Annotated in this window: 19 protein-coding genes; 13 read left to right on the forward strand and 6 right to left on the reverse strand. The window is 72.1% G+C overall.

Annotation, left to right across the window (positions count from 1 at the left end; genetic code table 11):
• Position 1 precedes the first annotated feature (1 nt).
• A complete protein-coding gene (locus ACQCO7_RS03025) occupies positions 2-1,012 on the forward strand; it encodes a carbohydrate ABC transporter permease (RefSeq protein ID WP_464070311.1) in 1,011 nt (336 codons plus the stop codon).
• Positions 1,009-1,887 (forward strand): carbohydrate ABC transporter permease, encoded by an 879-nt coding sequence (locus tag ACQCO7_RS03030; RefSeq protein WP_464070312.1) that lies wholly within the window; start codon positions 1,009-1,011, stop codon positions 1,885-1,887. The genes ACQCO7_RS03025 and ACQCO7_RS03030 overlap by 4 nt, the downstream gene beginning before the upstream one ends.
• Here the strand turns inward: ACQCO7_RS03030 and ACQCO7_RS03035 are convergent.
• Entirely contained in the window at positions 1,877-4,126 is a 2,250-nt protein-coding gene (locus tag ACQCO7_RS03035) for a glycoside hydrolase family 3 N-terminal domain-containing protein (RefSeq protein ID WP_464070313.1), read from the reverse strand. The two genes, ACQCO7_RS03030 and ACQCO7_RS03035, sit on opposite strands and share 11 nt — an antisense overlap.
• 157 nt (positions 4,127-4,283) lie before the next feature.
• The gene (locus ACQCO7_RS03040) at positions 4,284-5,921 is read right to left on the reverse strand and encodes a BadF/BadG/BcrA/BcrD ATPase family protein (RefSeq protein ID WP_464070314.1); all 1,638 of its coding nucleotides are present in this window, start codon (positions 5,919-5,921) and stop codon (positions 4,284-4,286) included.
• A gap of 57 nt (positions 5,922-5,978) precedes the next feature.
• Here ACQCO7_RS03040 and ACQCO7_RS03045 point away from each other — a divergent pair, with 57 nt between their 5' ends.
• On the forward strand, positions 5,979-7,241 hold the full coding sequence (locus ACQCO7_RS03045; RefSeq protein ID WP_464070315.1) for a glycoside hydrolase 5 family protein: 1,263 nt from the start codon (positions 5,979-5,981) through the stop codon (positions 7,239-7,241).
• A 41-nt stretch (positions 7,242-7,282) separates the two neighbouring features.
• On the opposite strand, the gene ACQCO7_RS03050 is transcribed toward ACQCO7_RS03045, so the two are convergent.
• From ACQCO7_RS03050 to ACQCO7_RS03060, 3 genes are all read right to left on the reverse strand, one after another.
• Positions 7,283-8,758 carry a glycoside hydrolase family 3 protein gene (locus ACQCO7_RS03050; RefSeq protein ID WP_464070316.1) on the reverse strand — a complete coding sequence of 492 codons (1,476 nt, stop codon included), beginning with the start codon at positions 8,756-8,758 and terminating at the stop codon, positions 7,283-7,285.
• 155 nt (positions 8,759-8,913) lie between these two features.
• Entirely contained in the window at positions 8,914-9,837 is a 924-nt protein-coding gene (locus ACQCO7_RS03055) for an LAETG motif-containing sortase-dependent surface protein (protein WP_464070317.1), read from the reverse strand.
• Positions 9,838-10,093: 256 nt separating this feature from the next.
• Positions 10,094-11,686 carry an alpha/beta hydrolase gene (locus ACQCO7_RS03060; protein WP_464070318.1) on the reverse strand — a complete coding sequence of 531 codons (1,593 nt, stop codon included), beginning with the start codon at positions 11,684-11,686 and terminating at the stop codon, positions 10,094-10,096.
• 147 nt (positions 11,687-11,833) lie between these two features.
• Between ACQCO7_RS03060 and ACQCO7_RS03065 the strand changes: the two genes are divergently transcribed.
• The 10 genes from ACQCO7_RS03065 to ACQCO7_RS03110 are packed head-to-tail and all read left to right on the forward strand — an operon-like array spanning position 11,834 to position 22,903.
• Complete coding sequence (locus ACQCO7_RS03065; protein ID WP_464070319.1) at positions 11,834-13,084, forward strand: ATP-grasp domain-containing protein; 1,251 nt, start codon at positions 11,834-11,836, stop codon at positions 13,082-13,084.
• A complete protein-coding gene (locus ACQCO7_RS03070) occupies positions 13,081-13,887 on the forward strand; it encodes a Rossmann-like domain-containing protein (RefSeq protein ID WP_464070320.1) in 807 nt (268 codons plus the stop codon). Before ACQCO7_RS03065 ends, ACQCO7_RS03070 begins: the two co-directional genes overlap by 4 nt.
• Complete coding sequence (locus ACQCO7_RS03075; RefSeq protein WP_464070321.1) at positions 13,884-14,957, forward strand: PLP-dependent cysteine synthase family protein; 1,074 nt, start codon at positions 13,884-13,886, stop codon at positions 14,955-14,957. Before ACQCO7_RS03070 ends, ACQCO7_RS03075 begins: the two co-directional genes overlap by 4 nt.
• Positions 14,954-15,997: a dipeptide epimerase gene (locus ACQCO7_RS03080; RefSeq protein WP_464070322.1), complete on the forward strand. Its 1,044-nt coding sequence runs from the start codon at positions 14,954-14,956 to the stop codon at positions 15,995-15,997. The genes ACQCO7_RS03075 and ACQCO7_RS03080 overlap by 4 nt, the downstream gene beginning before the upstream one ends.
• Complete coding sequence (locus ACQCO7_RS03085) at positions 15,981-17,228, forward strand: MFS transporter (protein ID WP_464070323.1); 1,248 nt, start codon at positions 15,981-15,983, stop codon at positions 17,226-17,228. Before ACQCO7_RS03080 ends, ACQCO7_RS03085 begins: the two co-directional genes overlap by 17 nt.
• Positions 17,229-17,230: 2 nt before the next feature.
• Positions 17,231-18,064 (forward strand): class I SAM-dependent methyltransferase, encoded by an 834-nt coding sequence (locus tag ACQCO7_RS03090; RefSeq protein ID WP_464070324.1) that lies wholly within the window; start codon positions 17,231-17,233, stop codon positions 18,062-18,064.
• 9 nt (positions 18,065-18,073) lie between these two features.
• Positions 18,074-19,630, forward strand: coding sequence for an ABC transporter substrate-binding protein (locus tag ACQCO7_RS03095; RefSeq protein ID WP_464070325.1), 1,557 nt, complete (start codon positions 18,074-18,076; stop codon positions 19,628-19,630).
• The gene (locus ACQCO7_RS03100; protein ID WP_464070326.1) at positions 19,627-20,580 is read left to right on the forward strand and encodes an ABC transporter permease; all 954 of its coding nucleotides are present in this window, start codon (positions 19,627-19,629) and stop codon (positions 20,578-20,580) included. Before ACQCO7_RS03095 ends, ACQCO7_RS03100 begins: the two co-directional genes overlap by 4 nt.
• On the forward strand, positions 20,577-21,371 hold the full coding sequence (locus ACQCO7_RS03105; RefSeq protein WP_464070327.1) for an ABC transporter permease: 795 nt from the start codon (positions 20,577-20,579) through the stop codon (positions 21,369-21,371). The genes ACQCO7_RS03100 and ACQCO7_RS03105 overlap by 4 nt, the downstream gene beginning before the upstream one ends.
• On the forward strand, positions 21,368-22,903 hold the full coding sequence (locus tag ACQCO7_RS03110) for an ABC transporter ATP-binding protein (RefSeq protein ID WP_464070328.1): 1,536 nt from the start codon (positions 21,368-21,370) through the stop codon (positions 22,901-22,903). Before ACQCO7_RS03105 ends, ACQCO7_RS03110 begins: the two co-directional genes overlap by 4 nt.
• On the opposite strand, the gene ACQCO7_RS03115 is transcribed toward ACQCO7_RS03110, so the two are convergent.
• Positions 22,857-23,372, reverse strand: a complete 516-nt coding sequence (locus ACQCO7_RS03115) for a MarR family winged helix-turn-helix transcriptional regulator (protein WP_464070329.1) — start codon at positions 23,370-23,372, stop codon at positions 22,857-22,859. The two genes, ACQCO7_RS03110 and ACQCO7_RS03115, sit on opposite strands and share 47 nt — an antisense overlap.
• Positions 23,373-23,381: the final 9 nt, after the last annotated feature.

Genomic DNA, 23,381 nt, shown 5'->3' on the forward strand with positions numbered 1-23,381 from the left:
CATGGCGTCCAAGACCCTGACCCCGGTGCCCGTCGCGGCACCGGGCCGTCCGGCCCCCGAACAGCCCTCCGGCGTACGGCGGTTGCTGCGCCGGATCAAGCCCGGCCCCACCGCCGAGGCGGGCGGCGCCGCACTGTACCGCCGCTGGTGGCTGCCGTGGCTGTGGATGTCCCCGGCGATCGTCGGCGTCACCGTGTTCGGCGTGTACCCGTTCCTGAACACGCTGCTGCTGTCCTTCACGGACGCCAAGCCCCTCGGCGGCGCGGCGAACTTCGTGGGCCTGGACAACTACACGCGGATGCTGGACGACCCGGACTTCTGGCTCGCCACCCGCAACAGCCTGCTGTACGCGGTCGTCGTCGTGCCGCTGATGGTGCTGCTGCCGCTGATGCTGGCCGTCCTGGTGGAGAAGAACCTCCCCGGCATCGGCTTCTTCCGGTCCGCGTTCTACACCCCGGTCCTCGCCTCCAGCGTGGTCGTCGGCCTGAGCTGGCAGTGGCTGCTGTCCGATCAGGGCCTGGTGAACACGTGGCTGGAGAAGGGCCACCTCATCAAGTCGGCGATCCCGTTCCTGTCCGACTCGTGGCTGATCCTGTTCTCCGCGATGGGCCTGACGATCTGGAAGGGCCTCGGCTGGTACATGATCTTCTACCTGGCCGCGCTCGGGAACGTGCCGAAGGAGCTCCACGAAGCGGCCTCCGTGGACGGCGCGGGCGCGATCCGCCGGTTCTGGAACGTCACCGTGCCGGGCGTACGCACCTCGATGATGCTCGTCGGCACGCTCACCGGCATCGGCTCGCTGCGGGTGTTCACCGAGATCTACATGCTCGGCGGCTCGACCGGCGGTCCCGGCGGCGCCGACCGCACGCTCCCCTTCTACATCCGGGACGTCGCCCTCGACCCGCTCACCGGCAACGCCGGGTACGGGTCGGCCGTCAGCGTCGCCCTGTTCGTACTGACCCTGGGCCTCACGCTGCTGTCGCAGCGCCTGACGAAGGAGGACGAGTCATGACGACGGCCGTCGAGAAGCGCAGGCGCTTCATGCCGCGCTGGCGCGACTACGGCCGCCCGCGCGAACTCATCGTCCGCTACCTGCTGTTGCTGTTCGTCCTCGGCATCACCATCGGCCCCCTCGTGTGGCAGTTGCTGTCGTCCCTGAAGGGCGCGGGCGAGGACGTCTTCGGCGCGGGCGCCTCCCTCATCCCCCGGCATCCGACGCTCAACGCCTACAAGGAGGTCTTCGACCAGGTCCCCGTGTGGACGTACATCCGCAACAGCCTGATCATCGTGGTCCTGTCGGTCGGCAGCCAGCTCCTGTTCTCCACCCTCGCCGGCTACATGCTCTCCAAGCCGGGCTGGAAGGGCAGCAAGCTGGTGTGGATCCTGCTGATGGCGTCCATGATGTTCCCGTTCGAGTCCATCATGGTGTCGCTGTTCCTCAGCATCCGCGACCTCGGGCTCATCGACAACCTCGTCGGCGTCTGGCTGCCCGGGTTCGTCGGCGCGATCAACGTCCTCATCATGCGCGCCGCGTTCCTCGCGGTGCCGCGCGAGATCGAGGACGCGGCGATGCTGGACGGCGCGGGCGAGTGGAAGCGGTTCCGGCACCTGTACCTGCCGTCCGCGTACGGCGCGATCCTCGTCGTCACCATCAACACGTTCATCAGCGCCTGGGACGACTTCCTGTGGCCGTTGATCGTGCTGCGCACCGAGGACCACTTCACGCTGACGCTCGGTCTGTCCCGGCTCCAGTCCTCGTCGTTCGGGTACGACCAGCGGCTGGTGATGGCGGGGTCCGTGATCTCCGTGGTCCCGGTGCTGGTGCTGTTCGTCATCACCCAGCGCTGGTTCTACAAGGGGGTCTCGTCGGGGGCGGTCAAGCTCTGACCCTCAGGGTCAGGGGCACGGCCGCCAGCGCGTGCCGGGCCGACTCCCCGACCCTCACCTCGATCTCGTCCGGTACGAACGCCTCCAGGTCGGCGCCGATCAGCTTCAGCTGGTCGGCGCCGAGGTGCATCGAGACGGTGCGGGTCTCGCCGGGGGCCAGGTCCACGCCCTGGAACGCACGGAGTTCGAGGGTGCGCGGCCAGACGGGGGTGCGTACGGGGCGGATGTAGAGCTGGGCCACCGAACGGCCCTGCCTGGCACCGGTGTTGGTGACGTCCACGTCGATGGTGTCGGCGGTGTCGCCGTTGCGCCTCGGGGGGCCGTACGCGAACGTCGTGTACGCCAGTCCGTGGCCGAAGGCGTACAGCGGGTCCGCCTCCTCGTCGACGTATCTGCCGTACTCCGTCTCCTTGTGGTTGTAGTAGACCGGGAGTTGGGCCGCCGAGCGGGGGACCGAGACCGGGAGGCGGCCTCGGGGTCCGGTGTGGCCCAGGAGGACTTCGGCGATGGCGTCGCCTCCCCAGGGGCCGGGGTACCAGGCGGTGAGGACGGCGCCGGCTCTGTCCGCTTCCGGTACCGCGTGGGGGCGGCCCTGGATCAGGACCACTGCCGTGGGGGTGCCGGTGGCGATCACCGCGTCCAGCAGGGCGTGTTGGGCCGGGCCGAGGCGGAGCGTCGCGAGGTCGGCTCCCTCTCCGCACGTCATGTCGTCCCTCGTGGACAGGGCCGCGCCGTTCGCGTCGAACTCCGTGTCCTGGGTACGGGCGCTACTGCCGCCCAGGACGAGGACGGCGAGGTCGGCGGCGGCTGCCGTGGCCACCGCCTCGGGGATGTGCTGTCTGTCGTCGCCGGTCAGGGCGCAGCCCCGTGCGTGGCGGATGTCCGTGGTGGGCGGGGTCAGTCTGCGGAGGGCGTCCAGGACTGTGGCGCCCTCGCGTTGGGGGGCCGTGTAATCGCCGAGTTGGTGGGTCGTGGTCGCCGCGTGGGGGCCGATGACCGCGATCCTGCGGGTGGCCGGCGGTACCGGGAGGACGTCGTCGTTGCACAGGAGGGTGATCGAGGCCCGGGCCAACTCCGTGCTGAGGTCCCGGCCTTCGGGGAGGGGGTTCCTCCTCGTGTACGGGTTCTCGAAGAGGCCCAGGCGGAACTTCAGGGTCAACACCCTTGCCACGGCGCGGTCCAGGGTGGCCTCGGTGACCAGTCCCCGTTCCACCGCCTCCTCCAGGTGCGTGAAGCCCTCGTCCCAAAGGCTCATGTCCACACCGGCGTTGAGGGCGAGGGCCCCTGCGGTGAGTTTGTCGCCGGTGATGCGGGCGAGGCGGTCCACGGCCAGGCCGTCCGCCATGACGAGGCCGTCGAATCCCCACGCCTCCCGCAACAGGCCGGTGAGCAGAGGTCTGTTGCCGGTGCAGGGGAGGCCGTTCACCTCGTTGTACGCGGACATCACCGCCGCCGCGCCCGCGTCGACGCCCGCTCGTGCCGCCGGCAGGTGGATCTCGTGGAGTTCCCTCGGGCCCAGCTCTGTCTCGGCGGAGTTCCTGCCGCCCGTCGTGGCGCCCTGGCCTGCGAAGTGCTTGAGGACTACGGGGGCTCGGTCCGCCGCGAAGTGTTCTGCCGGGGTGCCCTGCATTCCGTGGACCAGCGCTTCGGTGAGGCGGGCCGCCAGGTGGGGGTCCTCGCCGAAGCACTCCTCCGTGCGGCCCCATCTCGGGTCCCTGGCGATGTCCAGCGCCGACACCAAGGCCACGTGGCCGCCCCTCGCCCGGAGTTCGGCCGCCGCGTGCGCCGCGGCTCGCTCGTACAACTCCGGGTCCCAGGTGGCTCCTACGCCCAGGTTCACCGGGAAGACCGTACCGTCCAGGGCCATATGGCCGTGGGGGACCTCCTCGACGAACAGCGCGGGGATACCCAGCCGGCTCTTCGCGAGGACATGCCGCTGCACCCGGTCCGCCAAGTCCGCGCTGGTCCTCGCGTCCGGGCCGTTGCCGTGGGTCACGCCCGACCAGGGGTCCGCCCGCATCAGCCCGTACAGCGCGCCCAGCCCTTGCCAGCGGGTGGTCTCTTCGTCCAGTGCCTCCGTGAGGGCGAACTCCCCGGCGGGGGTCCGGGTGTAGGCGTGCCAGCCGTACATCCGCTGGTTGAGCTGCCCGACTTTCTCTCTCAGGGTCATACGGGAGAGAAGGTCGGCCACTCGGGAGGGGGTGGGGGCGGTGGGGTCCTGGTAGAGGGGGGTGGGCATGGGGGTCCTTCGGATGGGTGAGGGTTTGGGGGGCGGTGCGGGGCGGATGGGGTGGCGGGCGTGCGTGGTTCGGTCGGTGGGGTGGGTTCGGCTGTTCTCGTGCGTCGTCCGGCGGCCCCCTGTTCTTCGTGGCTGGGCCGCCGGGTTCGTACGCCGGTCAGCGAGCCGCCGCGATCCGCGCCAGCGCCACCGCACCGGCCGAGCCGTCCACCACCGGGGAGATCGTGAGGCCGAGGGGGGTGAGGTGTTCGGTGAGTGGTGCGAGGAGGGGACCGTCGGGGGCGAGCAGGCCGCCGGTCACGACCAGGGGTTCACCGGGTCGGGGAGAGAGCGCGGCGACCGTCTCGACCAGCGCGGCAGCAGCTTCCTGAAGGATCTGCCGGGCTACCTCGTCCCCTTCGTCGGCGGCCCGGGTGACCAAGGGCGCGTGCGCGGCCAGGTCCGTGGGTCGGCGTTCCATGGCTGCGGGGAGGAGATGAGCACGGTACGCGGCTCGCTGAGCCAGGCCCCAGCGGTACGGGTCCGGCGCGGGCGTTCCTGCCGGGTGCTCGGCGGCGTCGTCCACACCGCCGCGGCTGCGGGACGGCGACTGCGCACCGGCGATCCGCTCCTCCGACGCGGGAACATCGCGCCGCGCGCCCACTGCCTCGCGGCTCGCCCCCTGCCCATGCCGCTCACCCGCAGCTCCCACCGGTCCCGGCGGGAGAGTGCTCTCTTCTTGAACGCCAGGCAGCGACAGACTCCGCGCAGCACCCGGCCCCTGCCCACTCGCCTCCTCCGAGCCTGCCTCTCCGACTCGCCGCCCCGGCTCAGCCCCCTCCGACGCCGAACCGGCGTCCCCCGCCCCCGACACCTGCACACCGGGCCCGGGCGGCACGCCCGTCTCACCCGCTGACGGCAGCACCACACCCACTCCCGCGTCCGCCGACGGCACCTGCCCCCATTCCCTCGGCGGCAACACTCCCTCCGGAACACCGAGTGCCCGGCCGACCGCCGCCACCAGCGACGTCGGGCGGCCCCGGCCGTCCGCTGCTCTCAGCGCCGCGCGTACCGCCCTCCGGCCGATCCAGAAGCCGCTGCCGTCGTCGCCGAGGAGCCAGCCGTCTCCGCCGGAGGTCGCCACGAGGACGCGGTCCTGGACACGGGCCGCGACCGAGCCGGTACCCGCGATCAGGGCGAGACCGGCGGCAGGGTGGCCTGGTGCCCCGGCGAACGCTGCCTCGATGTCGCTGTGGATGGTGATCGTGGGGAGGGGGACGCCAAGGCGTTCGAGCGCGGCGGTGAGGGCGGCGCGAGCACGGAGCCGACCGGGTTCCTCGTCCGCACCGCTCCCGTCTACCGCCGTCCCGTCGGACTTCCCCAGCGCACCGCTCCCACCCGCCGACGTCCCGCCGGACTCCCCCACCACGTCGTTCCCACCCGCCGACGTCCCGCCGGACTCCCCTCCTGTGCCCTTCCCGCACCCCGACGCCCCGCCGAGTTCCCCCTCCACGCCACTCTCACTCACCGGCCCCCGGCCCTCACCCCCCGCCCGCACACTCGCCGCCCCCGCGAACCCACCCGCCACCGCGACCAACCTCCCCGGCGCAACCCCCCGCACCGCCTCCCCGATCGCCTCCACCAGATGCTCGGTGACCACCGAGACCGGCACGGTCAGCGCGTTGCCGGGGCCGGAGACGCCTTCCCCGAGGACACGCCCGTCCGACGCGTCCGCCAGGACCGCGCGCGTACGCGTACCCCCCGCGTCGACGCCAAGGACGTACGCAGGGCCGTCACAGACCAAGGTTTGGTTCAAATCACTATTCATCGGTACCCATGGTGGTTGATACATTCGCCGCAGACAAGGTCCGAAGTGGATCCGCGACCCGAGGAGAACGCCATCAGCACGCCCCCGCCCGCTCCGGAACTCCGCTTCGGCGTCAACTACACCCCACGCCGGGGCTGGTTCCACGCCTGGCACGACTTCGACGCGCAGAACACCCGCGAGGACCTCGCCCAGATCGCCGCGCTGGGCCTGGACCACGTCCGCGTCTTCCACCTGTGGCCCCTCCTCCAGCCGAACCGCACGTACATCCGCCCGGCGGCAGTGGACCAGCTGGTCCGCCTGGTGGACCTCGCGGCGGAAGTGGACCTCGACGTCATGGTGGACGGCGTACAGGGCCACCTGTCGAGCTTCGACTTCTACCCGGAGTGGACCCGCAGCTGGCACCACCGCAACGTCTTCACCGACCCGGAGGCGATCGAGGCCCAGGCGAACCTCCTGCGCACCCTCGGCAAGGCCCTGGCCGACCGCCCCAACCTCATCGGCCTCCAGCTCGGCAACGAACTGAACAACCTGGTCGAGCACAACCCGGTCACGGCGACCGAGGTCGACCACTACCTCGACACCCTCCTCACGGCATCCCGCGAGGGCCTGGGCCCGGCCGGCCTGGTCACGCACTCCGCGTACGACGCGGCCTGGTACGGCGACGACCACCCGTTCACCCCGGAGGCGTCCGCCCGCAAGGGCGACCTGACGACGGTCCACCCCTGGGTCTTCTCCGGCGACTGCGCCCGCCGCTACGGCCCGCGCTCCCCCCAGGTCCACCACTTGGCGGAGTACGGCACAGAACTGGCCAAGGCGTACGCGACGGACCCCGCCCGCAAGGTCTGGGTCCAGGAGACCGGCGCCCCCGAACCCCACATCCCCGCCCCGGACGCCCCCCTCTTCGCCCGCGAAACCCTCCTCAACGCGGCAAGCTGCGCGAACCTCTGGGGAGTGACGTGGTGGTGCTCCCACGACGTGGACCGCAGCCTGGCGGACTACCCCGAACTGGAATACACCCTGGGCCTGTTCGACTCGAAGGGCACCCCGAAACCGATCGCGGAGGCGATCGAGGAAACCATCACAGAACTCCGCACGCTCCCCCTGGCACCTTCGCCGCGCACCACGGCCCTGGTCCTGGACTGCACCCCGTCCACCCGCTCGACATCGGGTCCGGGAGGCGCGTTCTTCGAGACGTGGATGAACATGCGCGCAGAAGGCGCCCGCCCGGCGGTGGTCCTGGCCGAACGCGCCGGTGACCTCACTTACTTGGCGGCGCGAGGCATCACGGAACTGATCAGTCCCGAGTAAGCGGCTGCCGCCCAGGGGCGCGGGGCTGTGTCATTGCGCGGCTACCGCGCCCCCACCACAACCTCCGCCACAGCCCGAAGATTCACCCTCCCCCGCCCGTAGGACAGCACAGCCCCCTCATCCCCCACCCCGGGCAACCCGGTAGCGACAGAAACCGCGTCCGGTCGAGCAGCCAGCAGAGCCCCCCGCACCCACTCCTGCCAGGGATGCAGCTCCGCATCACAAGCGGCGACCACCAAGGCCCTGCCCTCAGCCGCCTTCAACGCTTCCGCCACCACCGCTTCCCCGTCCTCAGGTTCCCCAGCGACCACCACCCCATCGGCAGAAGGATCGACCTCCCGCACCGCACTCACCAGACTCTCCCCACCCCAGTTCAACGCGGGATGAGGCCGAGGAAACAGATCCACGACATACGCCCCCAGCACCGAAGAGACCAACTCCCCCTTCCGCACGGCCCGTCGAGCAGCCGCCATCCCCGCATCCCATGTGGCAATCTCCCCCGGCACAACAGGCACCCCGTACCGCGAAACAAGCCTCTGCACCCGCGACGACGCCTCGAAGACCCGCTCTTCACTGAGCGACCCGTCGACAAGCGCCCCCAGAACGGCATCTCGGCAAGCAAGGGTCGTCGCCAACTCCGGCACGGCAACGATGACTTGGTCAGCACCGGCAGCAAGCGCGAGCCGGGCCCCCGCAGCCTCCCCGTACTGGTCGGCGATGGCCTTCATCTCCAGCGCGTCACTGACCAGCACCCCCTCGAACCCGAGCTCCCCCCGCAGCAACTCCCCGAGCACATAAGGACTCAGCGTCGCAGGCAGCGCGGCGTCCAGCGCGGGGAACACGACATGCGCACTCATCAGCATCGGCACCCCCGCCTCGATGGCGGCCCGGAACGGCGCGAGGTCCAACTCTTCGTAGGCCCGAGGATCGACGGCAAGTTCATAGTGGCTGTCGGTGACGGTCCCTCCGTGCCCAGGAAAGTGCTTCGCACAGGAAGCCACCCCCCGAGCCTCGGTCGCCGAGATCCAGGCCCGCAGATGCCGGGAGACCAGCTCGGGATCGCCCCCGAAGGCCCGCGTACGGACGATGGGGTTCTCCCCGCGATGCTGGAGGTCGGCGACGGGCGCGTACGACGCGCTGATCCCGAGACTCGCGAGGTGCGCGGCGAGCGCGTCCGCGCAGTCGGCGGTGAGCGAGGGATCGTCGACGACGCCGAGGGCGTAGTTCCCGGGCACCTCGGGCGCCCCGGCGGTGACGAGGTGCCCGATCCCCCCGCCTTCATTGTCGATGCCGATCAGCAGATCGCCCCGCAGCGCGCGCAGCGCGGACGTCAGCGCCCGCACCTGATCGGCGTCCCGGATGTTGCGGGTGAACAGGATGACCCCGCCGAGCCCGCGCTCGATCAGCTTCTTGAGGTCGTCGGGCACGGTGGCCGTACCGGCGAATCCGGCGACGAGGCAGCGATGGGCGGCCTCGTCGAGGGCGGCGGGGAGAGCGGGGCTCGCAAGAGAGTTCACCCCCGGAATCCTCTGGCTCACAGAACCGAAAGTCAACAGAGGACCGGATTTACTCATTCATACGGCGGCTCTCCCCCGCACAGACTCTCCCGCGCACAGAAAGGGGGCCTCCCCGCAGACCGGCCGGAGAGGCCCCCTCACTTCACCTCACGCGCCTACTGAGCCGCGCCCTTCTTCTTCGACCGGTTCGCGAAGAACACCGCGCCCGCCCCGATCACGACGACGGCGGCAGCGCCGCCCGCGATCGGCCCGACCGGCGTGCTCGCCCCGGTCTCGGCCAGCGGCGGCGTCGACTCGCTCGGCGACGGCGTCGGGGTCGGCGTGGTCGGCGGCGGCGTGGTCATCGGCGGCACGTCCGGCGTGGTCGGCGGCGTCTCCGAGACCGGCGTGGTCGGCGGCGCGGCCGGCGGAGTCGTCTCCGTGGCGGGCGGCGGCGTGGTCTCGCCGGCCGGCGGCGTGGCGGGAGGCGTACTCGGCGGCGTGCTCGGCTCCGACGGCGGCGTCGACGGCGTGCACTCCTTGTCGCCGCCGTTCCACGCGGCTATCAGGTGGTTCGGCGTGACGACGTTCCCGGGCTGGTAGGGCGCGGGGCCGTGGCCCTCGCCGGTGCCGCCGTCGTACGTGACGTCGTCGCCGTAGAGGTCGATCTGGCCGTAGCAGTCCGGCGTCTCGACGTTCAGCTTCTGCCAGGTGCGGCCGGAGTCGTCCTTGCCGGCGACGTCGTCCTTGCCGAGGTAGACGGTGGCCTTCTGGACGAGGGTCTGCTTGCCGGACGTCGGCCAGCTCGGGCCTTCCGTCGTGTACTTGGCGAGCGAGACGGGGTACTTGCAGTCCGCGCCGACCTGCTGGTCGGGCGCGAGCCGGACCTCGACCTTGTCGAGACCGGAGTTCCAGGTGCGGAAACCGCCGGTGGAGGTCCAGTCGCCGCCTTCGAGGCGGTACTGGATGGTGGCGGAGGAGCAGCCGGCGCCGGTCGTGGCGGCTGCCGGAGTGGCCGCGAGGAGGAGGGGCGCGGCGGAGGCTGCGAAGGCGGTCGCTGCGAGCAGCGCCAGGCTTCTGGAGTACTGCGTACGGGACAAGTTGAGCCTCTGTGCAGTCGTCGTGTGGGAGGTGACTCTCGATGCGAGTGCTCGACGCAGGCGGTGACGTCCGCGGACATGCGGGGAGGGGGTACTCGCAAGGCCCCACCCGCTGCTACGAGCGCGGTGAGGTTGGTTGAATAATGATTCACCTGAACAACTTCAGTCAATTCAGCACCGGTTTCCCCCACGTAAAATGGGTGCCAACCCTCAGCCGCCAACTCCCCCGGCCGCACGGGGGATTTGACGTGCCTCGTCAGCTCACGGCGGGCAACCCCGGCCCGGCGCACCGGACATCGGCCGGGGGCACGTCCCCGTCGAGGAGGTACGCGGCCACGGTCCCGTCGACGCACGCGTTGCCCCGGCTCGCGAACACGCCGTGCGAGTAGTCGTCGTCGAGGGTGACGATACGCGAGCCCGGCAGGAGGCGGCGCAGCGCATGGGCGCCCTCGGCGGGGGTGACCGGGTCGTGCGCGGAGGCGACGAGGAGCAGCGGCGGTGCATCGGGGCTGCCGAGCGGTGTGCGGTGTGCGGGGCGGTGGTGCCAGTACGCGCAGGCCGCCGCTTCCATGCCGGTGAGGACGGGGGCGGGGGCGAGGCGGTGCAGGTGGTGCCGGTCGGCGAGGATTCGTGCGGGGGTGGGGGCGGGTCCGTCGGCGCACTTCACGATGCGGTTGGCGGCTTCGTAGGTGCGTGACGCGGGGCTGTCGAAGGGGGCGGGGAGGCGGAGGCCGTCGGTGGAGCCGTCGCGGAGGTAGGCGCGGAGGCCGTCGGCGAGGGGGGTCCAGCGTTCGGTGCGGCCGAGGGCGCGGTAGACGACGCGGTCGAAGTCGGCGGGACCGAGGGCGAGCCGGGCGGAACCCTCAGCACCGCCGGCACCCCCGGCACCCCCGGCACCCCCGGCACCCCCGGCACCCCCGGCACCCCCGGCATCAGCGTCGGTCCGCCCTTCGGAGTCAGCGCGCCCGCCCGAGCCGGAGGCCCCGGCGCCGTTCGCCCCGCCAGGCCCGTACCCCTCGAACCCTTCCCGCACCCGCAGATACGCCCGCCGGACCTCCTCCGCCGTATCCCCCAGCCCGAACCGTTCGTCATGCGTCGCGGCCCACCCGAAGAACGTCTCCCGCTGCCGCAGCAGCGCCCGTGCCTGGAGGACGTCGAAGTCGTACCAGTCCCCCGGCCCGACCACGCTGTCCAGCACCATCCGCCCGGTCCGCGCGGGGAACAGCGCGGTGTACGCGGCGCCCAGGTAACTCCCGTACGACACCCCGAGGAAGTTCGTCACCGGCTCGCCCAGCGCGGAGCGGATCGCGTCCATGTCGTACGCGGTCTCCTCGGTGGAGAGGTACGGCAGGGCGTTGCCGGCGCAGTCGTCGGCGAGGGCCTTCAAGGACGCCAGGTACGCGCGGCCTTCGAGGTCGGGGGCCGGGGTCTCGAACAGGCCGCCCATCTCGCCGCAGTCGGCGGGCGAGCTGTCGCCCACCCCGCGCGGGTCGAAGCCGATGACGTCGTACGCGCGGCGGACGCTCTCGGGGAGCTTGGCCCGCTTGGTGACGGCGTACGGCAGCCCGGAGCCGCCGGGGCCGCCGGGGTTGACGAGCAGGATTCCCCGGCGCTTTCCCGAGGCGGGGACGCGGGAAACGGCTATGTCGATACGGGGACCGTCGGGGCGGTGGTGGTCGAGGGGCACGCTCAGGTGTCCGCACTCGACGCGGTCGGGCGCGGGCGGCGCGGGGACGGAGTCGGGGCAGGGACCGAAGCGCGGCGGCTCGGCGGCGGACGCGGACGGGAGCGGCAGGTGCAGGAGCGCGGTGGCGGCGAGGAGCGCCACGCAGCGCGGCAGGAAGGTCAAGGGATTCCCTTCGGTTGACCATGGACAGCCAGATGACAATGAAAATGATTATCGATAACGTGTCCACATCACAACCGGGGCCGCCTTCCGCGAAGGCGCGCTCCGGCCTGCGCCGAGAACTCAACTCCTGTCCCTGAAAGGGGAGTCGTGGCTCATCTGTTGGTGGTCGAGAGCTGGGTCGGTTCGATGAGCAGACTGCTGCCGAGGGCGATCCGCGAGAGCGGGCACACGTTCACGTTCCTCACCCGTGATCTGCACCACTACCTGCGCTCGGCGCCCGAGGGCACGGCACACCCGCTGCTCGGAGCGAGCAATGTCGTCACCGCCGACACGAACGACACGGACACCCTGCTGCCCCGAGTGGCCGAGCTGCACGGCGTGTTCGGCTTCGACGGCGTCATCACGTCCTGCGACTACTACCTCCCGACGGTCGCCCGCATCGCCGCCCGTCTGGACCTCCCGGGCCCGGGCGCGGAGGCCGTGGAGAACGCGTGCCGCAAGGACGCCACCCGCCGCGTCCTCACCGAGGCGGGAGTCCCCGGCCCGCGTTTCGCCGTCCGCACCGAGTGGTCCGAACTCGCCGACGCGGCACGGGAGATCGGCTACCCGCTGGTCGTGAAGCCGGTCGACCTGTGCGCCGGGATGTTCGTACGACGTGTCGACGACGAGGCCCAACTCGCGGACGCCTTCCGCGCGTTGACGGCGTTCCCGGTCAACGCCCGTGGCCAGCGGCGCGATCCGGCCGTCCTTCTCGAAGAGCTGCTGGACGGCCCCGAGGTGAGCGTGGAGACGGTGTCGCACGCGGGCGCGGTCCACGTGATCGGCGTGACGGACAAGAGCATCGGCGGGGAACCGGCGTTCATCGAGACGGGCCACATGTTCCCGGCCGCCCTCTCCCCGGCGGACACCGAGGCCGCCGAGCACACCGCGCTGGCCGCCCTGAAGGCGCTGGGCCTGGTGGCCGGCGTCGTCGCGCACACCGAGGTCAAGCTCACCTCGTCCGGCCCCCGCATCGTCGAGGTGAACCCGCGTCCGGCGGGCAACCGCATCACCGAACTGGTCCGCCACGTCACCGGAATCGACCTCGCCGCAGCCTTCGTGGACGTCGCCCTCGGCCTCGCCCCCGACCTGGCCCGCAAGGACACCGGCCTGGCCAGCGCGGCGATCGGCTTCGTCGTCCCCGACGCCTCGGGCACTCTCGAAGCCCTGGACGGCACCGGCCTCCCCGCCGACCTCCTGGAACTCCAACTCGCCGAGCCGGGACGGCAGGTGAAGGCGGCCGGCAGCAACAACGAGTACCTCGGCCACGTCATGGCGGGCGACCCGGACGGCCTCGGCGCCCGCGACCGCGTCGAGTCGGCGCTGTCGACGCTGCGCGCCGGGCTGGTGATCCGGTGACCGCCCTGACGGAGACCTCCTTCGACGCGCTCCTGCACCAGGCCCTCGACGGCACCCTCGGCCCCGACCCGGCGGCCGTACGCGTCGCCGTCGCCTTCCGCACCCAGCAGGCCGTACGGCACGACGGGCGCGGCACCGGCTACCGCAACGAGGTGCTGAGCCTGCGCATCGGCGAGGCGGTCGGGTCCTGCGCGGTCGAACCCGGCGCGCTCCCCGAGGAGGCGCTGGACGACTGTGTCGGCGCCGACGTCGCCCAGCTGCTCCAACACCCCTTGCTCCCGGTGCGCGTCGCCGCGCTCGACGCCTACCTCATGCACGCCGTCCCGCACGGCGGCGAGCCGGTCGCGCTGCCCGCCGGGACGTCCCTGGAGAAGTCGCGGGTGCGCGCACGAGCCGTCGTCGAGCTGCTCGATGTGCCCGAGGGGTCGACGGTCCTGGTCGTCGGGGTCGTCAACTCCCTGCTGGAGGCGCTGCGTTCGCGCGGGCTGCGGTACGTGGCGTGCGATCTGAAGGGAGGTACGACGGAGTGGGGCGAGCCGGTCGCGGTCGACGCGCTCGCGGCCGTGGACGGGTGTGACGCGCTGCTGGTGTCCGGGATGACGCTGGGCAACGGCACGTTCGACGCGCTGCGGGAGCGGGCCGGCGGGCGTCCGCTCGTGATGTTCGCCCAGACCGGCAGCGCGGTCCTGCCGCACTTCCTCGGGTACGGGGTGAGCGCGGTGTGCGCGGAGCCGTACCCGTTCTTCTGGCTGGACGGCGGTCCCGGGACCGTCCACCGCTACCGTGCCGGAGGCGTGCGATGACCACGACCGCCGAACGCGCCGTCGCCCGGCCGGAGTTGCTCGAACTCCTCGGCCGGACGCCCGTCGTGCGGATCACCGCCGGACTGCCCGGACCGCAGCCGGGTTTCTGGGCGAAGCTGGAGGGTCTCGCGGCCGGTGGGATGAAGGCGCGGGCGGCCGTGTCGATGCTGCTCGGGGCCCGGGAGCGGGGTGAACTCCGTCCGGGCGCACCGGTGGTCGAGTCCACCTCGGGCACGCTCGGCATCGGGCTCGCGTTCGCCGGGCAGGCGCTCGGGCATCCGGTGGTCCTCGTCGGGGACAGCGAACTGGAGCCGTCCATGCGGCAGTTGCTGCGCGCACACGGCGTCCGGCTCGACCTCGTCGACCGTCCGGCGCCGGTCGGCGGCTGGCAGGCGGCCCGACTGGCCCGGCTGCGCGAGCTGGTGACCGTCCTGCCGGACGCGTACTGGCCCGACCAGTACAACAACCCCGACAACACGGCCGGTTACGCCTCCCTGGCCGCCGAACTCGCCGCCCAGCTCGACCACTTGGACATCCTGGTGTGCAGCGTCGGCACGGGCGGGCACAGCGCCGGTGTGATCGGGCCGCTGCGCCGTCACTGGCCGGAGCTGCGCCTGATCGGCGTGGACTCGACGGGTTCCACGATCTTCGGCCAGCCCGCCCGGCCCCGCCTGATGCGCGGCCTCGGCAGCAGCATCCACCCGCGCAACGTCGCCTACGACGCCTTCGACGAGGTCCACTGGATCGGCCCCGCCGAGGCCGTGGACGCCTGCCGCAGGCTGGCCCGGGAGAGCTTCGTCAGCGGCGGCTGGAGCACGGGCGCGGTCGCGCGCGTCGCCGCCTGGGCGGCCCGCGTCCACCCGGGCGCGGTCGTCGCGACCGTCTTCCCCGACGGCCCGCACCGCTACCTGAACTCCGTCTTCGACGACGACTTCACCGCCGCGCACGGCCTCTCCCCCGCAACGGCGGCCACCCGCCCGGTCGAGATCCCGCACCCCAGCGCCGCCGAGGCCACCGGCTGGGCCCGCTGCACCCGCGTCACCGACCCCCTCCCGGAAAGGACCCCGTGAAGGCCACCCTGCGCACCGTCCGCCTCGACCTCACCGAGCCGCTGCGCATCTCCCGCTCCACCATGTCCGCCCGCGACGCCGTCTGGCTCACGATCGAGGACCCCGACGGCACCCGGGGCCACGGCGAGGCCGTCAGCAGCGTGTACTACGACCTGGACGCCGAGACCCTGAACCGGCACCTGTCGTCTGTCGACCTGAACCGCTACCCGGACCCCGAAACGGCGCTGTACGACGGCGAGTTGACCGGCGCCGACACGCCCCCGGCCGTCACGGCGGCCGTCGAGTCGGCGCTCCTCGACCTCGTCGGCAAGCGGGCCGGGAAGCCGGTGCACGCCCTGCTGGGCTCCCTCGCCACGCCGGTCGCGGCGACCGCGCGGACCATCGGCATCACCTCGCTCGCGAAGGCCGCCGCCGCGGCGCGGAGACTCTCGGCCTGCGGTTTCCGTGTCATCAAGGTCAAGGCCGGTGCGGCCGAGGAGGCCGTGGAGCGCGTCCGCGTCATCCACGACGCGGCGCCCGATGCGCGGCTCCTGCTCGACCCCAACGGGGCCTGGAGCATGGCGGAGGCGCGTCGACTGCTCCCCCGGTTCGCCGAACTCGGCGTCGAGGCCGTGGAACAGCCGGTGGCGCCCGGCGATCCCGAGGGGCTCGCGGCGCTTGCCGCTGAATCGCCGGTGCCGGTGATCGCCGACGAGGACGCCGTACGGATCGAGGACGTACGCCGTCTCGCCGGGCGCGTACAGGGTGTCAACGTCAAGCTCGCCAAGTGCGGCGGCGTCCGCAACGCCCTGCGCATCGCGGAGTTGATCGAGGGCAGCGGGACCTCGCTGATGCTGGGGTGCCTGACCGCGAGCAGTCTCGGGATCGCGCCCGCCGTCCATCTCGCCGACCGGGCGCGGTGGGTGGACCTGGACGGGCATCTGCTGCTCGCGCGCGATCCGTGGTCGGGGATCGGGGGCGACGACGGGTACGTGCGGACGAGCGGGCTGCCGGGGCTCGGGGTGCGGTTCGGGGGTGTGTCGCGTGCGCACGTGGCGTGAGATGCGGCAATTCCCGCTCGCCGTACAGCTGTTGCTGGTCAACCAGTTCGGCGTCAACACCGGTTTCTATCTGCTGATCCCCTATCTCGCGACGCACCTCGGAGAGAACCTGGGGCTGTCGGCCGCCGTGGTCGGGGTCGTCCTCGGGGTGCGGAACCTCAGTCAGCAGGGGCTGTTCATCATCGGCGGGTCCGCGTCCGACCGGCTCGGGGCGCGCGGGGTCATCATCGCCGGGTGCGCGCTGCGGACCGTCGGGTTCGCGCTGTTCGCGCTCGGGGACAGCCTGGTGGTGCTGCTGGCCGCGTCGGTGCTGAGCGGGTTCGCGGGGGCGTTGTTCAACCCGGCCGTGCGGGCGTACGTCTCGCAGGAGTCGGGGGAGCGCAAGGCGGAGGCGTTCGCGCTGTTCAACGTGTTCGCGACGGCCGGGGCGCTGGTCGGGCCGCTGCTGGGAAGTGCGCTGCTGCTGGTGGACTTCCGGACGTCGGCGCTGACCGCCGCCGCGATCTTCGCGGTCCTGACGGTCGCCCAGGCGCTCGTACTGCCGGCCCGTGAGGTCGCGCCGAGCAAGAGCACTGTCCTCGGGGACTGGCGCGAGGTGCTGGGCCAACGTGCCTTCCTGGCTTTCGCGTTGGCGATGGTCGGCATGTTCACCCTGGAGAACCAGCTCTACCTTCTCCTCCCCGACGGTGCACGCCGGGCGACCGGCTGGGACGGGGCCGCCGGGATCGTCTTCCTCGTCGGCACCCTCGCCAACCTCGCGCTGCAACTGCGGATCACCGCCGCTCTCAAGGAGCGGGGGAACAGGGCGCGTTGGATCGCCGTCGGGCTCGGTGTGATGGCCGTCGGCTTCCTGCCGCCGGCCGTCGTCGCCGGGGTCTCCGACGGACCGACGGCCTTGCGGGTGCTGCCCGTTCTCGTCGGGGCGCTGCTGCTGTACCTCGGTGTGATGGTCGCCCAGCCGTTCGTCATGGAGCTCATCCCCCGGTTCGGCAGGCCCGAGTTGACCGGCACGTACTTCGGGATCTTCTACGTCGTGTCCGGTATCGCGGCGGCCGTCGGCAACGCGGTCGTCGGATGGGCGATGGACACCGGCGAGCGCGGGGACGTGGCCTGGCTGCCGTGGGTGTGCTGCGCGGCGTTCGGGCTGGTGTCGGCGGCGGGGGTGGCGTGGCTGCACCGGCTGGGGTCGCTGCCGTCCGAGGCGCGGGCCGTCGCTGCGGCGGGGGTGTGAGGGTGACGACTGAACCGACTTCCACCGAGCCGACCTCGGCTGAGCCGACTTCCGCTGTGCGCAACCTCCTCACGGACAACCCCGCCCTGTACGAGGCCCGCTTCCCCGACGCCGAGCGGCTCGCCGGGCGCTGGGCCGAGGACTGCCTCCGCCGGTACGACGCCGGTGCGCGCGTCCTCGACCTGGGCTGCGGCACCGGGCGCGACGCCGCGTACCTGCACAGCGCCGGCCGTACCGTCACCGGGGCCGACCTGTCGGAGGCGATGCTGGCGCACGCGCGGGCCGTCCATCCCGGGCCCTCGTACGTCACCGCCGACCTGCACGAATTCGACCTGGGCGCGGGCGAGTTCGACGCGGTGCTCTGCCTGGACAGCGCGTTGCTGTACTGCCACACCGACGACCAACTCGACGCCTGTCTGTGCTCGGTGCGGCGGGCGCTCGCGCCGGGTGGGCTGCTCATCACAGAAATGCGCAACGGGGCGTATTTCCTGGGCCGGACCGACCTGTTGGCCGCACCGAGCATGAACTCCTTTGTCTGGCAGGGGGTTTCGTACCGGTCGACGACCACGCTCACCGTGGACCGCACGGCTCAGCTCCTGCGCCGGACGCGGGTCTGGGAGACCGAGGGCGGCCCGGTCGAACAGCGTTCGGCGTGGCGGCTGTTGTTCCCGCTGGAGCTGCGGCACCGGCTGGGGGCGCACGGGTTCGAGGTGCTGGAGCTGCACGACGGACCCGGGCCGCGTACCGAACCTCCTTGGCGGGAGGGCTCGTTGCCGGGTTCCGCCGCAGATGCCGACCGGCTGCATGTGATCGCTCGTCTCACTACTTCTTCTTGAGGATGTCCGATGCGTTTTTCTTTGGACCGCCGGGGTTTTCTGGCGGCGGGGGCGGCTTCGCTGGGCGCGCTGGCGGTGAGCGGGTGCGGTGACTCCAGCGATGGGGGCGGCGCGTCTCGTGATGGCACGCCCGTGCGCGGGGGCCGGCTGCGGGCCGCCTTCGCGGGCGGCGGTGCGAGCGAGAGCCTCGACCCGCACCTCGCGAACCTCTTCGGTGACGTCGCCCGCGCCAAGGCGCAGTACGACAAGCTCGCCGACTACGGCCCGAACCTCGCGGCCGTACCCCGGCTCGCGGCGAAGTGGGAGCCGAACAGGACCCTCGACCGGTGGCAGGTCACCCTGCGCGAGGCCGAGTTCCACGACGGGAGGCCCGTCACCGCGCAGGACGTGCTGTACAGCTACCGCCGGATCGCCGACCCGGCGAAGGCGTTCCGCGCCAAGGCGTCCCTGGAGCCCATCGACCTCGCCGCGAGCCGGGCGACGGGGACGCGGACGATCGAGTTCGTGCTGAAGCGGCCGACCGCCGAATTCGCCAACGTGCTGGCCGCGTTCGGCGCGTACATCGTGCCCGACAAGGCGACCGACTTCGACCAGAGGCCCGTCGGATCGGGGCCGTTCAGGTTCGTGTCGTTCGCGCCGGGGCGCTCGGCGGTCTTCCGGCGCAACGACACGTACTGGGAGGGCGCCCCGCACCTGGACGAGCTGGAGTTCGTCGTCGCGAACGAGGAATCGGCGCGCGTCAACGCCCTGTTGGGCGGTCAGATCGAGTACGCGCACGAGCTGAACCCGACGACCGCCCGCGCGCACGAGGGGCGCGGTCAGATCGAGATCGTGCGGCTGCGCGGCAGCGCGATGCAGGCGTTCGCGATGAAGACCGACCGGCCGCCGTTCGACGACCCGCGCGTACGGCAGGCGTTCTTCCTCATCGCCGACCGGCAGGAACTCGTGGACGGCGCGCTGTCGGGCGCGGGCGTCGTCGGCAACGACCTGTTCGGCAAGGGATACGAGTACTACGCGGCCGATCTCCCGCAGCGCGCCCAGGACTTGGCGAAGGCGCGGGCGCTGCTGAAGGCGGCCGGTGCCTCGGACCTCAAGGTCACGCTGGACACCTCGGAGGTCGCCGCCGGGTTCACGGAGGCCGCCGGGATCTTCCGCGACCAGGCCAGGAAGGCGGGTGTCACGGTCGAGGTGCGAGTCGGCAGCAAGGACTCGTACTGGAGCGACATCCTCGACTCCGGTGTCCTCGCCTGCTATCGCTCGGGCGCGATGCCGATCGAGGCGCACCTCTCGCAGCGGCTGCTGACCGACTCGACGACCAACGCGACGCACTGGCGGCACAAGGACTTCGACGCGCTGTACCGGCAGGCGCAGTCGACGTCGGACGCGACCGAACGGGCCGCCGTGTACGGGCGGATGCAGCGGCGGCTGTACGCCGAGGGCGGGTTCCTGGTGTGGGGGTTCGCGGACTGGATCATCGGAACGGGCCGCAAGGTCACGGGAGTCGAGAAGGCCGCTCCGGCCAACACGCTGGGCTGGGCGCGGTTCGACAAGGTGTGGCTCGCGTGAGTTTTCTCGGCTCGTTCGTCGTCCGGCGGCTGCTGCTCGGCGTCGTGCAGACCGTGGCCGTGGTGCTGCTGGTCTTCGCGCTCGCCGAGGCGCTGCCGGGCGACGCGGCGGTCGCCCTCGCGGGCGATCAGCCCGACCCCGCTCGGATCGCGGCGATCCGGGAGGCGATGCACCTCGACCAGCCCGCCGGGGAACGGCTGTCGAGCTGGGCGGGCGGACTGCTGCACGGGGATCTGGGCACGTCCCTGGTCTCCGGCCGGCCGGTCTCCCTCTATCTCTCCGACGGCTTCGGGCCGACGCTGCTGCTCGCCTCGCTGACGTTGCTGTTGCTGGTCCCGGCGGGGTTCGGGCTGGGGGTGCTGATGGCCCGTCATGAAGGCGGCTGGATCGACCGGTTGGCCAGTGCGGTGACTCTCGGGGTGTACGCCGTACCGGAGTTCGCGCTCGGGGTGCTGCTCGTGACGGTGTTCGCGCTGCGGCTCGGCTGGCTGCCGCCGACCGCTGTCGGGTACGGGACCGAACTCCTCGCGCATCCCGCCGTGTTGGTGCTGCCGGTGCTCGTTCTCCTCGCCCGGCCGGTGTGTTCGCTGTCGCGGCTGGTGCGGGCCGGGATGGTCGAGGCGCTGGCCTCGCCGTACGTGGCGCAGGCCCGGCGGTACGGGGTGGCGGAGGCGCGGGTGCGGTATCTGCACGCGCTGCCCAACGCGCTCGCGCCGGCCGTGCAGCAACTGGCGCGCACCGTCGACTGGTTGCTGTGCGGGGTGATCGTCGTGGAGGCGTTGTTCGTGATTCCGGGGCTGGGGACGGTGTTGCTGAACGCCGTGTCCGAGCGGGACGTGCCGGTCGTGCAGGGGCTCGCGGTGGTGTTCGGGGTGCTGACGGTCGTGCTGAATCTGGGGGCCGATCTGGTGGCGCACCGGTTCGCGCCTCGGGCGGAGGTGGCGGCGTGAAGGGGCGGTTCGTCCTGGGGGTCGTGATCGTCGCGGTGCCCCTGCTGCTGGCGCTGCTCGGGCCGGTGTTCACCGGTGAACCCGGGCCCCGGGGAACCTCGTTCACGCTCGGGGGCGGGCACCGGCTCGGGACCGACTTCGTGGGGCGGGACGTCGTCCAGCAGATCCTGCGCGGGGGTCGGCCGGTGGTCGTGACCGCGCTCGCGGCGACCGCACTGGCCTATCTCGTCGCGCTGCCCGTCGGGTTGTGCTGTGCGCTGACGCATCGATGGTGGCTGGAGGAGGTGTTGATGCGTCCGCTGGACGTACTCCTCGCGGTGCCTTCGCTGTTGCTGATCCTGCTCGTCGCGGCGGTGTTCTCGCCGGGGGCGGTCGGGCTCGCGCTGCTGGTGGCGGCGGTGAACGTACCGGACGCCGCACGGATCGTCCGGGCCGCCGCCGGGGAGGCGGCGTCGCGTCCGGCCGTCGAGGCGCTGCGGATGCAGGGCGAGGGGTGGTGGCGGATCGCCGTCGGCACCGTCGCGCGCTCGGGCGTACGGACGTTGGCCGCCGACGCGGGGACGCGGCTCACCGGGGTGCTGTACCTGGTGGCCACCGCCGCGTTCCTCGGCGTCGGCGTCGAACCGGACGCGGCGGACTGGGCGGTGATGGTGGACCGGAACCGGACGGGGCTGTTCGTGCAGCCGTGGGCGGTGGTGGTGCCGGCGCTGCTGATCGTGGCGCTGACGACGGGGACGAATCTGCTGTTCGACGCGGCGTCGGTCCGCACGAAGGGGAAAGCGGTCTCATGAGTGGTGCTGGTGGGAGTGGCGGGCCGGTCGGGGACGGAGGCGGCGAGGCCGGGCGCGTCGTCGCCGAACTCCGCGGTCTCCGCGTCGAGATCGGCGGCCGGGCCATCGTCGACGGCGTCAGCCTCCGGGTGACCGCCGGTCGCGTCACCGCCCTGGTGGGCGCGTCGGGGAGCGGCAAGACCACGACCGGGCTCGCGTTGCTCGGCGAGTTCCCGCCCGGTGCCGCCGTGACCGGCGAGGTGCGTGCCGCCGACCGGGTCGGGTACGTCCCCCAGCATCCGGCCGCCGTCCTCAACCCCGCCCGCCGGGTCTCGGCGCTGCTGACGGACATCGCCCGTACCCGGCCTCGTACGGAACGCCGGGGACTGCTGGCGGGCGCCCTCGCCGACGCCCAGGTTCCCGAACCCCTGCCGCGCCGCTTCCCCCACCAGCTCTCCGGCGGCCAGCAGCAGCGCGTCACCCTCGCCCAGGCCCTCCTCCTCGGCGCCCAGGTCGTCGTGGCCGACGAACCGACCACCGGGCAGGACGCGTTGACGAAGGGCCGGGTGGTCGCCGAGCTCTCCGCCCTGGCCGCGCGCGGCATCGCGGTGGTCCTCCTCAGCCATGACCTGGACGTCGTCCGCGCTCTCGCCGACGAGGTCCACGTCATGCGCGCGGGCCGCGTCGTCGAGTCGGGCCCCGTGGACCGCCTCCGCCTCACTCCACAGCACCCGTGGACCCGCGAACTCTTCGAGGCGGCAAGGCCGTTCACGTCCCCGGACACGACTCCCGGCGAACAGGTCCTGGGCATCGAGAACGTGACGGCCCGTCATCGCCGTACCCCGGTCGTCCACATCCCCCGCCTCACCCTCCACCAGGGCGAATGCCTTGCCGTGGTGGGCCGTTCGGGCAGCGGCAAGACGACCCTGGCCCGCGCCCTGGCCGGCCTGCACCGCACGTACGACGGTGAGGTCACCCTCGACGGCACCCCTCTCCCCCACAGCGTCCGCGACCGGTCCCGCGCCCAACTCGCCGCCGTGCAGTACGTGTTCCAGGACGCGCGCTCGGCGTTCGACGAACACCGCACGATCCTGGACCAGGTCTCCCGCACGGCGATCCGCCTGCGCGGCCTGACCGCGCCGGCCGCTCAGGAGGAGGCCCGCGACACCCTGGCGAGCCTCGGCCTCACCGAGTCCCAGTGGACCCGTCCCCCCTCCGCCCTCTCCGGCGGCGAACTCCAACGCGCCGCCCTGGCCCGCGCGTTGCTCGCCCGCCCGCGTGTCCTGCTGTGCGACGAGATCACCTCGGCCCTGGACCCGGTGACCCGCCGCACGATCCTCGACACCCTCACCGCGCTCCTGCGCACCCGCCCCGACCTGACCCTCGTCCTCATCACCCACGACCTCGACACAGCCGCCCTCGCCCACCGCATCGCGGTCCTGGACGCCGGCGAACTGATCGAAACGGGCCCGGCGGACGAGATCCTGACCCGCCCGGCCCACCCCTTCACGGCCGCGCTGACCCGGACGACGGCGCGGTTGCAGGGGACGTGAGCACTCCTGCCGGGTCACCGGCGTTGCGGATCATGCGCCGGAGCACCTTGACGGTCGTGACGTAGTCGGCGTCGTCGATGCCCTCGTGCATCCGCTGACGGACGGCGGGAGCGTGCCGTCCGACCTCCGTGCGGGCCTCCTCTCCCGCCGCCGTGATCCACAGCCGGTCGTCTCCGTCGCGGGTGATCCACCTCTTGGCCAGGAGAGTCTCCGCCTCGATGGTCAGGTCGTCCTCGGGGCGGAGGTAGGTGGTCATGGCCTCCCTCAGCTCCGCGACCGTCCTGCCCTGGCCGTCGGGCGAGAGGTCGTGGCGGGAGAGGTGGCGCAGGATCCAGAACTGCGGCTGGGAGGTGCCGAGTTCGGTCATGTGTGCACGGATGTGGGCGATGGTCGCCTCGTACGCGGCGCCGGTCCAGTACGCGACGGGCTGTGCGGCGAGGTCGGCGTCGGTGAGGTGCTCGGTGGTCATGCGGGGTTC

The organism is Streptomyces saintjeani, from assembly GCF_055409605.1.

What these genes read in the sequence shown, in the direction of transcription:
- ACQCO7_RS03110 (WP_464070328.1), top strand. Translation starts at nt 21,368, where the DNA reads ATGAGTGGTGCTGGTGGGAGTGGCGGGCCGGTCGGGGACGGAGGCGGC.
- ACQCO7_RS03035 (WP_464070313.1), bottom strand. Translation starts at nt 4,126, where the DNA reads ATGCCCACCCCCCTCTACCAGGACCCCACCGCCCCCACCCCCTCCCGA.
- ACQCO7_RS03115 (WP_464070329.1), bottom strand. Translation starts at nt 23,372, where the DNA reads ATGACCACCGAGCACCTCACCGACGCCGACCTCGCCGCACAGCCCGTC.
- ACQCO7_RS03025 (WP_464070311.1), top strand. Translation starts at nt 2, where the DNA reads ATGGCGTCCAAGACCCTGACCCCGGTGCCCGTCGCGGCACCGGGCCGT.
- ACQCO7_RS03095 (WP_464070325.1), top strand. Translation starts at nt 18,074, where the DNA reads ATGCGTTTTTCTTTGGACCGCCGGGGTTTTCTGGCGGCGGGGGCGGCT.
- ACQCO7_RS03075 (WP_464070321.1), top strand. Translation starts at nt 13,884, where the DNA reads ATGACCACGACCGCCGAACGCGCCGTCGCCCGGCCGGAGTTGCTCGAA.
- ACQCO7_RS03030 (WP_464070312.1), top strand. Translation starts at nt 1,009, where the DNA reads ATGACGACGGCCGTCGAGAAGCGCAGGCGCTTCATGCCGCGCTGGCGC.